A 12533-nucleotide genomic window follows, 5' to 3' on the forward strand; every position below is an offset into this window, starting at 1 on the left:
TGCTGTTTGGCCACCGCGCGCTGCGAGCCGGCGTGGGTGGCCTGGTCGATGCGGTGCTGCAGGTCCGCGAGCTTGCCCGCGGTCGTACGCATGTCAGGCTGCTGCTCTTCCGGCTCGGACATCGGGATGCGGCTCCCTGCCTGCTCATAAGGCCGATAAGGGGGGGCGGTTACTCATCCGTAGCGTAGTGCGGGCTCCCGGGGTCGGCAGTGCGGTCTATCCCACACTCCGGGCCCCTTCACAGACCGGAGAACGCGATTCCGTGACGGCGGTCGCCCGCCGACGGACGACGGGGCCGCCCGCGCTGCGGGAGGCGGGCCGCCGAACCTAGGGTTGCCCGCATGACTCAGTCACCCGATGACGAAGGTACGCCCGGCGGGCAGCGTCCGGAGCGGTCGCAGCGCTGGTCCGACCTCGACCGCCCCCCGTTGAACGCCGCCGCGCTGCGCAGGGGGCTGGTGCGCGCCGGCGGGCTGTGGCGGCAGATCGACGTGGTGCAGCGCACCGGTTCCACCAACTCCGACCTGGTGGCCCGTGCCGCCGAGGGCAAGGCGGAGGAGGGGACCGTACTCGTCGCCGAGGAGCAGACCGCCGCGCGGGGCCGCCTGGACCGGCACTGGACGGCCCCGCCCCGCTCCGGGATCTCCTTCTCCGTACTGCTCCGGCCCACCGAGGTGCCCGTGTCCCGCTGGGGCTGGCTGCCGCTGCTCACCGGCGTCGCGGTGGCGACCGGACTGTCCCGGACGGCGGGCGTCGACACCGCCCTGAAGTGGCCCAACGACCTGCTCGTCACCGTCGGCGGCGAGGAGCGCAAGGCCGCCGGCATCCTCGCCGAGCTGGCCGGTGACGGCGGGGTGGTGATCGGCGTCGGCATCAACGTCAGCCTGCGCGCCGACGAGCTGCCGGTGCCCACCGCCGGATCGCTGGCTCTGGCGGGTGCGGTGAACACCGACCGGGACCCGCTGCTGCGCGGGGTGCTGCGGTCGCTGGAGGACTGGTACGGGCGCTGGCGGGCCGCGGGCGGCGATCCGTCGGTGAGCGGCCTGCAGGAGACGTACGCCGCGGGGTGCTCGACGCTCGGGCGGACGGTGCGGGCCGAGCTGCCGGGGGACAGGGCCCTGGTGGGCGAGGCGGTTGCGGTCGACGGGGACGGGCGGCTGGTGCTGGCCACGGAGGCCGGGGTGCAGGAACCGGTGGGAGCGGGGGACATCGTGCACGTGCGCCCCGTCGAGGGCGGGTGACGGGGACCGGGGCGGGCCCGGCGGGGGCACGGTGGGCGCACGCGGGTGCGGATGCGGGTGCCCGGGGTGGGTACTCCGATGCCGGATGCGCCGGTCGTGCCACCCGTGGGGCCGACCGGGCGGAGTGAGCTGGCGCACACCTGCCGTAGAGTTGAGGCCGGTCGATACATGGCCGTGGCAGATCGGAAGGGCAGCAACGCGTGACCGTCGACGACTCGGGTTCCGGTACGGAAGCGCAGGACCGCGCGGAGCCTCCCCCGCCCTCGAATCCTCCCGATCGGGGGAACCTCCCTGAGCGGAGGAGCCGACGGGGGGACGACTCCCGTCCCGCCGACAACGGCGAGGACCCGCTCGCTCTGCGTCTCGAGCAGCTCATCCTGGGCGCCGAGCGCCGTTACACCCCTTTTCAGGCGGCGCGCAGTGCCAGCGTCACCGTGGAAACGGCCACGCGTTTCTGGCGGGCCATGGGATTCGCCGACGTCGGACAGGCCAAGGCGTTGACCGAGGCCGACGTCCTGGCCCTGCGCCGACTGGCCGGTCTGGTGGAGGCGGGGCTGCTCAGCGAGGCCATGGCCGTGCAGGTGGCGCGGTCCACGGGACAGACCACCGCGCGACTGGCCGAGTGGCAGATCGACTCCTTCCTGGAAGGGCTGACCGAGCCGCCCGAGCTGGGCATGACCCGCACCGAGGTGACGTATCCCATCATCGAGCTGCTCCTGCCCGAGCTGGAGGAGTTCCTCGTCTACGTCTGGCGGCGGCAGCTCGCCGCCTCGGCCGGTCGGGTGCTCCAAGCGGCCGACGACGAGGAGATGGTGGACCGGCGGCTCACCGTCGCGTTCGCGGACCTCGTCGGGTTCACCCGGCTCACCCGGCGGATGGAGGAGGAGGAGCTCGGCGAGCTGGTCGAGGCCTTCGAGACGACCGCCGCCGACCTGGTGGCCGCGCGCGGCGGACGGCTCATCAAGACCCTCGGCGACGAGGTGCTCTACGTCGCCGACGACGCGGGGACGGCCGCGGAGATCGCCCTGCTGCTGATCGAGACCATGGCGAACGACGAGACGATGCCGGAGCTGCGGGTCGGCATGGCCTTCGGCACCGTCACCACCCGGATGGGCGATGTCTTCGGTACGACGGTGAACCTGGCCTCCCGGCTCACCTCGATAGCTCCTCGTGACGGCGTGCTCATCGACACCGCGTTCGCCGAGGAGCTGATCCGCACCGGAGACGCCCCCGCCTCCGAGGCGGCCGCTGCCGAGGCGGCGGCGTCGGCGGAGAAGGAGGGCGAGGAACCGCCGGTGTACCGCTTCGCGCTGCAGCCGATGTACCAGCGGCCGGTGCGTGGACTGGGCGTGGTGGAGCCCTGGCTGCTCACCCGCCGGGACGTCCCCTGACGGTTGCTGCCGGACGCCCCGGACGGTGCTGCCCGTGCCGCCTGTTCTGTCGGTTCGGTCCGTTCAGCCGCTGAGAGCCAGGGCGGCGTCGACGCACAGGCCGATGATCGGTACGCAGAGGAGGGGGCCGTCGTCCGTTCCGCCCGGCCGGTCCGTCGGCGGGGGCGGTGGCGTCTGCCGGTCAGGTGGCGGCTTCGGTTTCGGCTTCGGCTGGGGTGGCTTCGGCTGGGACGGTGCGCGGCCCGGAGGGCCCGGTGGGGGCCCGCCCGGTGCGGCGCCGGTGGGGGGCGGTGCTCCGGGGGCGTTCGGGACGTTCGGAGTGCTCGGTGCGTTCGGGGTCGGAGCGGTGAGGGCCGGTGTCGTGGCGGTCGGGGCGGTGGTGCTGCCCGGAGCGGACGGGGCGAGAGGCGCGCCGCTCGCCCCGCCCAGGGCGGTGGGTGAGGAGGGGCTCGCCTCCGGGGCGGGGGACGCCGGACTCGCGGTGGTGGAGCCGGAGGCGCTGTCGGAGCCGTCGGCGGCGTCGGCGGCGGCCGGGTCGTCCGGTCCGGGGCTCGCGGCACTCGTGGTGTCCGGGACCGGGCGGGGGCCGGCCTCGGCTCCGATGTCCCCGGCGCCGGGGTCGGAGGCCATGCGTACGAGGCTCAGGGCGCCGACCGCCAGGGCCAGACCGCCGACGGCCAGCAGCAGCTTCCGGGGGCGCGGTTTGCGGTGACGGCCCCGGACGCGCGCGCTGAAGAGGGCGAATCCGGTGTGCGCCGGTGTCCGGTCGGCCGCGTCCGGTGCGGTGGGCTGTGGTCTGATCGGCGTGTTCGTCGTCATGGTGATTCCTCCCCCTGCGGACGCGCCCCCAACGCACCGCGGTGCAGCGCACGTTATGCGTTCCGGTCCGGGTTCGGACCGAAGTGGCCGGGATGTCACTCGAACGGGTGGACGGGGGGTGATGAGGGAACTGGGCGTACGCCCTTTTGCCGGGTGGGTCCGGGCTGCGATGATCGGGAGCGACGGATGTTAACCCGCGTTAACCGGAGGGTGTCATGAGTGAGGAACGGTTCGGGGAGTTCGTGCTGGTGCGGCGGCATGAGCAGGGGCATGTCGCGGAGCTCGTCCTCGACCGGCCCAAGGCCATGAACGCGGTCTCGACCGAGATGGCCCGGTCCGTCGCCGGAGCCTGCGCGGAGCTGGGGAGGGACCCGGAGGTGCGGGTGGTGGTGCTGACCTCGTCGCACGAGCGGGCCTTCTGCGTCGGGGCCGACCTGAAGGAGCGCAATTCCTTCAGTGACGCCGACCTGGTCCGTCAGCGGCCGGTGGCGCGCGGCGCCTACACCGGTGTGCTGGAGCTGCCGGTGCCGACCGTGGCGGCGGTGCACGGGTTCGCGCTGGGGGGCGGTTTCGAGCTGGCCCTGTCCTGCGATGTGATCGTGGCCGACCGCACGGCTGTGCTGGGGCTGCCCGAGGTGTCCGTCGGGGTGATTCCGGGCGGCGGTGGCACGCAGTTGCTGCCCAGACGGGTGGGGGCGGCCCGGGCCGCCGAGCTGATCTTCACGGCGCGTCGGGTGGAGGCCGCCGAAGCTCGTGAACTGGGCCTGGTGGACGAGCTGGTGGAGGCGGGGCGGGACCGGGAGGAGGCGCTGGCCATGGCCGCCCGGATCGCCGCGAACTCGCCGGTGGGCCTGCGGGCCGCCAAGCGGGCACTGCGTCTGGGGCAGGGGCTGGATCTGCCCGCCGGGCTCGAGGTGGAGGACGCCGCCTGGCGGTCGGTGGCGTTCTCGGGCGACCGGGCGGAGGGCGTCGCCGCCTTCAACGAGAAGCGCAAGCCGAACTGGCCGGGGCGTTGACGGGCGGCCGGTCAGTGGGGGCGGAGCCCCGTCCACCTGCGGCGACTCCTCTCGACGGCTCCCCATTCGCTCCGTAAATCTCCCGATTCGTACGGAACGTCCCTAGCCTGGAGGGATGGGTGAGGACAGCCGGCTGGCGGCCGTGGTGGCACTGGCGCAGGGCATGGCCGCCGTGCAGGGCTCGCAAGAGGTCTGGCGGGCCGCGGCCCTCGGGGCCTGCCGGGCGCTCGGCGGGAGTTTCGCCGCCCTGTCCGTGTGGGAGCGGGAACTGGGGCGGCTGCGGGTCCTGGTGAACGTCGGCGAGCTGGCGCAGGGAGAGGAGCAGTTCCCGGAGGGTGAGGCCTACCCCGTGCACCGGTTCGCCGAGATCACCGAGTTCCTGCACGAGCGGTGGGCCGGTGGCGGCGAGCCCGACGCCTGGGTGGAGACCGCCGAGGGGCCGGCGGAGGGAAGCCCCGGTTGCCGCCATCAGCGGGTCGCGGCCCTGCGGCGGCGCGGACGCGGCTGCTGCGTGGTCGCCCCGATCGTGCTGCACGGGCGGGCATGGGGGGAGCTGTATGTGGCCCGGCCGGTGGGGGTGCCCGTCTTCGGGCGCGGTGACGCCGACTTCGCGACGGTGCTGGCCGCCGTCGTCGCCGCCGGGCTCGCGCAGAGCGAGCGGTTGGAGGAGGCGCAGCGGCTGGCGTACACGGACGCGCTCACCGGGCTCGCCAACCGCCGGGCGGTGGATGCGCGCCTCGACGAGGCGATCGAGCGGCATCGCGAGAACGGGACGGTCGTCAGTCTCGTGGTGTGCGATGTCAACGGGCTCAAGCGGGTCAACGACACGCAGGGGCACGCCGTCGGCGACCGGCTGCTGGAGCGGTTCGGGGGTGTGCTGTCCCTGTGCGGGGCGATGCTGCCGGGAGCGCTGGCGGCGCGGCTCGGCGGGGACGAGTTCTGTCTGCTGGCGGTGGGGCCGCCCGCCGACGAGGTGGTCAAGGCGGCCGGCGAAGTGTGCCGCCGTGCGGTGGAGTCAGGCATCGGGGACGGAGTGGCCTGTGGGGTGGCCTCCACCGGCGACCCCATCGGGCCGGTGTCCTCCGCCCGGCGGCTCTTCCGGCTGGCCGACGCGGCGCAGTACCGCGCCAAGGCGGAGCGGGCCACCCGTCCCGTCGTCGCCGGGCGTGCGGGGCCGGGTGATCCGGTCGTGCAGCTGGCGGACGAACCCGCGCGGAACGCGGACGGAGAGCGGCGCCGTTTCCGGGGCCGGCACTCGCCCTAGGTCCGGTAAGGGGTGAGCGCGGGTTCCACTGGTGACATCATCGCATTCACTGCGTACTCTCCTGAATATGGATATGCACACTGTGGTGAACGGGGAAGGCGCGCGGCGCGGCCTCGACAAGGTGGTGCTGGGAGACGGGCGGACGTCCGCGGTGACCGCGTCCGACGTGCTCGCCGTGGCGCGCGGCGGTGCCCGCGTCGAGCTCTCCGGTGAGGCGCTGGCCACCCTTGCCGCCTCCCGCGAGATCGTGGACGCCCTGGCCGCCGAACCGGACCCCGTGTACGGGGTGAGCACCGGCTTCGGCGCCCTGGCGACCCGGCACATCGGCCCGGAACTGCGCGGTCGGCTGCAGCGCAACATCGTCCGCTCGCACGCCGCCGGCATGGGCCCCCGCGTCGAGCGGGAGGTCGTGCGCGCCCTGATGTTCCTGCGGTTGAAGACCCTCTGCTCCGGTCACACCGGCGTACGCCCCGAGGTCGCGCAGACCATGGCCGACGTGCTGAACGCAGGGATCACCCCGGTCGTGCACGAGTACGGCTCCCTCGGCTGCTCCGGCGACCTGGCCCCGCTGTCCCACTGCGCCCTCGCGCTGATGGGCGAGGGGGAGGCCGAGGGGCCCGACGGGACCGTGCGCCCCGTCGGCGAGCTGCTCGCCGCGCACGGGATCCGGCCTCTCGAACTGCGGGAGAAGGAGGGGCTCGCCCTCCTCAACGGCACCGACGGCATGCTCGGCATGCTCGTTATGGCCCTCGCCGACCTCGACGTCCTGTACCGCTCCGCCGACGTCACGGCCGCGCTGAGCCTGGAGGCGCTGCTCGGCACCGACAAGGTGCTCGCCCCCGAACTGCACGCCCTTCGCCCGCACCCGGGCCAGGCCGCCAGTGCCGCCAACATGCTGGCCGTGCTCGCGGGCTCGGGGATGACGGGGCATCACCAGGACGACGCCCCGCGGGTCCAGGACGCCTACTCCGTGCGCTGCGCCCCGCAGGTCGCGGGCGCCGGACGGGACACCATCGCCCACGCCCGGCTGGTCGCCGAGCGCGAACTCGCCTCCGCCGTCGACAACCCGGTGGTGCTGCCCGCGGACACCGGATCGGGGGAGTTCGGCTCCGGGGGAGGGCGCGTGGAGTCCAACGGCAACTTCCACGGCGCCCCGGTGGCGTACGTGCTGGACTTCCTCGCCATCGCCGTCGCCGACCTCGGCTCCATCGCCGAGCGCCGCACCGACCGGTTGCTGGACAAGAACCGCAGCCACGGACTGCCGCCGTTCCTCGCCGACGACGCCGGTGTCGACTCGGGTCTGATGATCGCTCAGTACACGCAGGCCGCACTGGTGAGCGAGTTGAAGCGGCTCGCCGTACCGGCGTCGGCGGACTCGATCCCGTCCTCCGCGATGCAGGAGGATCACGTCTCCATGGGCTGGTCGGCCGCGCGCAAGCTGCGGACGTCCATCGACAACCTCACCCGGGTCATCGCCGTGGAACTGTACGCCGCCGCACGTGCCGTCGAACTGCGTGAGGGGCTGAGCCCGGCGCCCGCGACCCGGGCCGTCGTCGAGGCCGCACGGAAGGCGGGCGTGGGCGGTCCCGGCCCGGACCGTCATCTCGCGCCCGACCTCGCCGCGGCGGAGGCGTTCGTGCGCGAGGGCCGACTGCTGGCGGCGGTGGAAGAGGTCACCGGCCCGCTGCGGTGAGGCGCACCGGTGGGCGGGGCGCCGGAGGCCGGCTCATCCCGGGGAACGGCCGCGGGGGTCAGAACTCCAGGCGCTCCCGGCGGACCGAGTAGACGACGAAGCCCGCGCCGAGGGTGAGGCAGGCGGTGCCGCCGAGGACGTACGGCGTGCTGTCGAAGCTGCCGGTGGCGGCGAGTCTGACCTGCCCGCCGGCGGTGTCGACGACATCCGACGACATCGGCGACACCGACGACACCGACGACACCGAAGGCGCCGAGGGCATCGAGGACGTTGCCGGCGCGGACGACACCGCCGTCGCCGTGGACGTCGTGGACGCCGTGGAGGGAGCCGTCGTCGGCGATATGGACGAGGTGCTGGACACGACCCTCGCCTGCTCCGTGACCTGCGGAGACGGGCTTGCCGAGGGCGTCCCTCCCGCCGGGAGGTCCGAGGTCGCGTTGGCGGACGGGACGAACCACAGGGCGCACAGCAGGGTGCCCGCAGCGGTGGCGGTCAGCAACGGACGGAGAGCGGATGACACGGAATATCGATCCCCTTGTGGCGCTGGCTAATTGGCCGTGTGGGCTGATGTTAGTGAAAGTCGCGGGTCACGGGAAAGTCACGGGTCCCGGAGCCGTACGCTCCGTGCATGAGCACTCCAGAGACGTCACGGTTTGTGAGGCTTCGCGTCGACCTCGTCCTCCAGATCGACGACGAGGCCGCGGTGACCAGCGCCGCGCTGGCGAGGATCGCGGACGACGGCGACATGACGGACGCCGAACGACTGCCCGCCCGGGACACGGTGAACGAGGACGCGGCCGAGGCCCTCGCGTATCTCGTCGACCCCTTCAGCATGGTCGGCGACGTGCCGGGGGTGGAGCTCCAGCAGGCCTCGTGGAGCAGCGAGCAGATCGACTACGACCCGGACTCGCCGGAGTGGGACCTCGACGAGGGGGACGGCTACGAGCTTTACGAGGTGTCAGACAATGGCGACGGCAAGGATGATGACGGGAGGTAATGGGGCGATCCGCGCAATACGGGCAAGTCGGGCGAATGGGGTAAAGCGCGCGATGGTGATGAAGCGGGGAGGCGGGGGGAGTCGTTCGGAGGTGGACGGTCCGGAAAAGGTGTGTCGCGCCAGGCCGTTGTGACTGGATGAGGCGGTGTAGGGAAATCGTGACCTCGGGCGGCAACCGCGGCCCGGGGTCATGTCGTCTCACTCTGGGCACGGGTTGAAACCCCGCCCGTCCGCTGTGGACGTGGTGCGCCCCACATTCGTGGCCCGTAGGGAACGGGGCCCACCGGTCGTAGCGTTGAAGTGATCGACGGGGACTCTCGGCTTCGGGCGCGGGGAACCGCGGGGTTCGGGGAAGCGGCGATGATGGAGAAGCGTGTGATGACGGACGGTAAGCGGCGCAGGGGTCTGATGGCTGCGTCCGCTCTGCTCGGTGGAGTGATGGTGCTCTCGGCATGCTCCGGCGGCGGCTCCGCCTCCGACGGTGACGGAGGCAAGGGCGGGTCGCAGGCCCAGGTCGACGAGGCGGCGGCCAAGAAGACCTCCGAGGCCCAGATCAAGATCACGCCGAAGGACGGCTCGAACAACGCCTCCATCAACAACTCCGCCGCGGTGGCCGTGACCAAGGGCACCCTCACCGAGGTGAAGATGACGACCACCGACGGCACCGCCGTCGAGGGCGAGATATCCGCCGACAAGAAGAGCTGGAAGCCCAGCGGCCAGCTGGAGCGCGCCACCGGCTACAAGCTCTCGGTCAGCGCGAAGGACTCCGAGGGCCGAGCCGCCCACGAAAACGCGTCGTTCACCACGGTCTCCCCGGACAACAGCTTCATCGGCAACTTCACCCCGGACGACGGCTCGACCGTGGGCGTCGGCATGCCGGTGTCGATCAACTTCGACAAGGCGATCACCAACAAGGCCGAGGTCCAGAAGGGCATCACCGTCTCCAGCACCAGTGGCCAGGAGGTCGCCTGTCACTGGTTCAACGCCAACCGGATGGACTGCCGTCCCGAGGACTACTGGCAGGAGAACTCCACCGTCACCCTGAAGCTGGAGCTCGACGGCGTCGAGGGCGCCGAGGGCGTCTACGGCGTCCAGCAGAAGACGGTCAACTTCAAGATCGGCCGCAACCAGGTCTCGATCGTCGACGCCGCCACCAAGCAGATGAAGGTCACGCAGGACGGCAAGACCGTCCGGACGATCCCGATCTCCGCCGGGTCCCCCGAGAACAAGACGTGGGAGGGCCAGATGGTCATCTCCGAGAAGTTCAAGGAGACCCGGATGAACGGCGCGACCGTCGGCTTCACCGACGACGACGGCAAGGGCGAGTACGACATCAAGGACGTGCCGCACGCCATGCGCCTGAGCACCTCCGGCACCTTCCTCCACGGCAACTACTGGGGCGCCAAGTCCATCTTCGGCAGCGCCAACACCAGCCACGGCTGCATCGGCCTGTCCGACACCCAGGGCGCCAACGACCCGAACACGCCGGGCGCCTGGTTCTACGACAACTCCATCGTCGGTGACGTGGTCGTCGTGAAGAACACCGGTGACAAGACCATCGCCCCGGACAACGGCCTCAACGGCTGGAACATGGACTGGGCCCAGTGGAAGGCGGGTTCGGCGGTCTGACACCGACCGCCCGCCGCAGTCCGCTCCACCTGAACGACGCCGCCGCCCGCCCCTTCGAAGGGGCGGGCGGCGGCGTCGTTCTCATCAGGTCTTCTCATCCGGCTCTCAGCGCGGACTCAACAGTTCATCAGAGGCCGTCCCTAGCGTGCCGTCATGTTCTTCACCTACCTGAGGCGCGAACTGCGCCGCCGCAGAAAGGCGGCCCTCGTCGTCGCCTCCGGTCTCGCACTCGGCATCGCGCTGGTCATCGTGGTCGACTCCGTGTCCGCGGGCATGGGCAAGGCGCAGGAGAAGGTCCTGCAATCGCTGTACGGACTGGGCACGGACATGACGGTCACCAAGGCCGCCGAGGCCTCGACGGCCTTGGAACGGCCACGCTTCCGCTTCGACGCACAGGAGGACGGCTCCGGCGAGGAGCAGAGCACCGACCACGTCATGGTGCAGGGCTTCCAGACCCTGGCGAGCTCCACCGTGAGCGAGGTCGGCGAACAGAGCGGTGTCGCCGACGCGGTGGGCGGTCTGAGCCTCCAGGTCGTCAAGGTCAGCGGCGAGTTCACCCGCGGCCGGTTCCAGCAGGACGGCGGCCAGGAGGGCCGGCCGGGCGGGGCCCGGCCGGCCCCCGAGGGGCGCGTGCAGGGCGGCGGCGCCGACTTCGACGTCAACAGCTACTCCGTCTACGGCACCGACGTCACCGAACCGGAACTCGGCCCGCTGACCTCCTCCCGGATCACCGACGGCCGTACCTTCGCGGCGAGCGAGACCGACGCGAAGGTGGCCGTCGTCGACTCTGCCCACGCCAAGGAGAAGAAGCTCGAGACCGGTGACACGGTCACGGTCAAGGGCACCAAGTACAAGATCATCGGTATCGCCACCGCGGACAGCGGGGACGCCGCCGCCAACCTCTACATCCCGCTGAAGCAGGCTCAGAAGCTCGCCGACGCCGAGGACAAGGTCACCACGATCTACGTCAGGGCGACCGACTCCCAGCAGCTCGACGCCGTCAAGTCGGGCATCCAGAAGAACGTCGCGGGGACGACGGTCACCACCTCCGCCGACCTCGCGGACACCGTCTCCGGCTCGCTGTCCACCGCCTCCTCCCTCGCCGCCGGCGTCGGCAAGTGGCTGTCGATCGCGGTGCTCGCGGCCGCGTTCCTCGTCGCCGGACTGCTCACCTCCTCGGCGGTCTCCCGCCGGGTGCGCGAGTTCGGCACGCTGAAGGCGCTGGGCTGGACGTCGGGCCGGGTGACCCGGCAGGTGGTCGGCGAGGCCGTCGTGCACGGCCTGGTCGGCGGGGCCCTCGGCATCGCGCTCGGGCTGGCGGGCGCGTACGCCGTCACCGCGGTCAGCCCCACCCTTCAGGCCCAGCTCGGCGGAGGCGGCGGCGCAGGAGGCCCCGGTGGGGGGCCCGGCGGCGGTGGCATGGCCGGTCCCGTACGGCAGGCGGCCGCCAAGACCCTCGACGTCGCCCTCACCGCGCCGGTCGGCCTCACCACCATCGCCCTCGCGGTCGGCCTCGCCGTGGCCGGCGGTCTCGTCGCCGGTGCCTTCGGCGGCTGGCGAGCCTCCCGCCTCCGGCCCGCGGACGCGCTGCGCCGCGTCGCATAGCGCCCGTCCGGCGCCCGCCCGGCGCAGGTCCGGGGCCCTCACGCCCGTAAGCACTCCAGGAGTTGACCCACACCCATGTACGAACTCAGAGGCGTCACCCGGCGCTACACCCGCGGCAGGGAAACCGTCCACGCCCTCGACGGCGTCGATCTGACGATCCCCGACGGAGACCGGCTCGTCATCCAGGGCCCCACCGGCGGCGGCAAGTCCACACTGCTGCAGATGCTCGGCGGCCTCGACCGGCCCAGCTCCGGCGAGGTCGTCCTCGACGGCACCGACCTCGCCACCCTGCCCGAGGCCCGGCTCACCCGGGTGCGCAGCGAGAACATCGGCTTCGTCTTCCAGTCCTTCAACCTGATCCCGACCCTCACCGCGCAGGAGAACGTCGAGACCGCCCTCGTACCGCTCGGGGTGCGGGCCAAGGAGCGGCGGGAGAAGGCCGCCGAGGCGCTGGCGTCGGTCGGACTCGGCGAACGGCTCGGGCATCTGCCCGCCGAGCTGTCCGGCGGACAGCAGCAGCGGGTGGCCATCGCGCGGGCGCTGGTGAAGGAGCCGAAGGTGCTGCTCGCCGACGAACCCACCGGAAACCTCGACGAGTCGATGCGCGACGAGATCATGGACGTGCTGATCCGCATGTGGAAGGAGCTGGGGCTCACCTTCGTCATGGTCACCCACGACTCGTCCCTGGCGAAACAGGCGCCGCGGGTGGCGACCATCCGCAAGGGCCGCATCACGGTGAAGGAGAACCCGGCCGCCTGACCGGGCACGCGGAAAGCGGACGGCGGCGCGCTCCCGGCCGGAACCGGTCCGGCGGCCGGGAGCGCGTCCCTCCGCGCGGACGCCCCGTCAGCCGGCCGTGAGGAGGGACTCCAGGGCCG

At 72.2% G+C, this 12533-nt stretch carries 10 protein-coding genes and 2 pseudogenes; 9 read left to right on the plus strand and 3 right to left on the minus strand.

What is annotated here, in order from left to right; translation table 11 throughout:
- The first annotated feature begins 341 nt into the window (after window positions 1–341).
- Window positions 342–1241: a biotin--[acetyl-CoA-carboxylase] ligase gene (locus tag ACWEQO_RS22480; RefSeq protein WP_361451416.1), complete on the plus strand. Its 900-nt coding sequence runs from the start codon at window positions 342–344 to the stop codon at window positions 1239–1241.
- Between the two features lie 200 nt (window positions 1242–1441).
- Window positions 1442–2632 (plus strand): adenylate/guanylate cyclase domain-containing protein, encoded by a 1191-nt coding sequence (locus ACWEQO_RS22485; protein WP_361451419.1) that lies wholly within the window; start codon window positions 1442–1444, stop codon window positions 2630–2632.
- A 63-nt stretch (window positions 2633–2695) separates the two neighbouring features.
- On the opposite strand, the gene ACWEQO_RS22490 is transcribed toward ACWEQO_RS22485, so the two are convergent.
- Window positions 2696–3451: a hypothetical protein gene (locus tag ACWEQO_RS22490; protein ID WP_452984969.1), complete on the minus strand. Its 756-nt coding sequence runs from the start codon at window positions 3449–3451 to the stop codon at window positions 2696–2698.
- A gap of 215 nt (window positions 3452–3666) precedes the next feature.
- On the opposite strand from ACWEQO_RS22490, the gene ACWEQO_RS22495 reads away from it, so the two are divergent.
- The 3 genes from ACWEQO_RS22495 to hutH all read left to right on the plus strand — a co-directional run bounded on the left by ACWEQO_RS22495 (window position 3667) and on the right by hutH (window position 7424).
- Window positions 3667–4467 carry an enoyl-CoA hydratase/isomerase family protein gene (locus tag ACWEQO_RS22495; protein WP_361451425.1) on the plus strand — a complete coding sequence of 267 codons (801 nt, stop codon included), beginning with the start codon at window positions 3667–3669 and terminating at the stop codon, window positions 4465–4467.
- A 115-nt stretch (window positions 4468–4582) separates the two neighbouring features.
- The gene (locus ACWEQO_RS22500; protein ID WP_452984970.1) at window positions 4583–5731 is read left to right on the plus strand and encodes a diguanylate cyclase domain-containing protein; all 1149 of its coding nucleotides are present in this window, start codon (window positions 4583–4585) and stop codon (window positions 5729–5731) included.
- Window positions 5732–5798: 67 nt separating this feature from the next.
- On the plus strand, window positions 5799–7424 hold the full coding sequence (gene hutH / locus ACWEQO_RS22505) for a histidine ammonia-lyase (protein ID WP_452984971.1): 1626 nt from the start codon (window positions 5799–5801) through the stop codon (window positions 7422–7424).
- A gap of 58 nt (window positions 7425–7482) precedes the next feature.
- Here the strand turns inward: hutH and ACWEQO_RS22510 are convergent.
- A pseudogene (locus ACWEQO_RS22510) lies at window positions 7483–7614 on the minus strand (LPXTG cell wall anchor domain-containing protein); the annotation flags it as partial.
- 147 nt (window positions 7615–7761) lie between these two features.
- Window positions 7762–7944: pseudogene (locus tag ACWEQO_RS22515) on the minus strand (hypothetical protein); the annotation flags it as partial.
- 108 nt (window positions 7945–8052) lie between these two features.
- Here ACWEQO_RS22515 and ACWEQO_RS22520 point away from each other — a divergent pair.
- From ACWEQO_RS22520 to ACWEQO_RS22535, 4 genes are all read left to right on the plus strand, one after another.
- Window positions 8053–8421: a hypothetical protein gene (locus ACWEQO_RS22520; protein WP_452984972.1), complete on the plus strand. Its 369-nt coding sequence runs from the start codon at window positions 8053–8055 to the stop codon at window positions 8419–8421.
- 378 nt (window positions 8422–8799) lie between these two features.
- Window positions 8800–10050, plus strand: coding sequence for a L,D-transpeptidase (locus ACWEQO_RS22525; protein ID WP_361451437.1), 1251 nt, complete (start codon window positions 8800–8802; stop codon window positions 10048–10050).
- A gap of 153 nt (window positions 10051–10203) precedes the next feature.
- On the plus strand, window positions 10204–11655 hold the full coding sequence (locus ACWEQO_RS22530) for an ABC transporter permease (RefSeq protein ID WP_452984973.1): 1452 nt from the start codon (window positions 10204–10206) through the stop codon (window positions 11653–11655).
- Between the two features lie 75 nt (window positions 11656–11730).
- Window positions 11731–12414, plus strand: a complete 684-nt coding sequence (locus ACWEQO_RS22535; RefSeq protein ID WP_361451443.1) for an ABC transporter ATP-binding protein — start codon at window positions 11731–11733, stop codon at window positions 12412–12414.
- Window positions 12415–12533 lie beyond the last annotated feature (119 nt).

Source organism: Streptomyces sp. NPDC004051 (genome assembly GCF_053604275.1).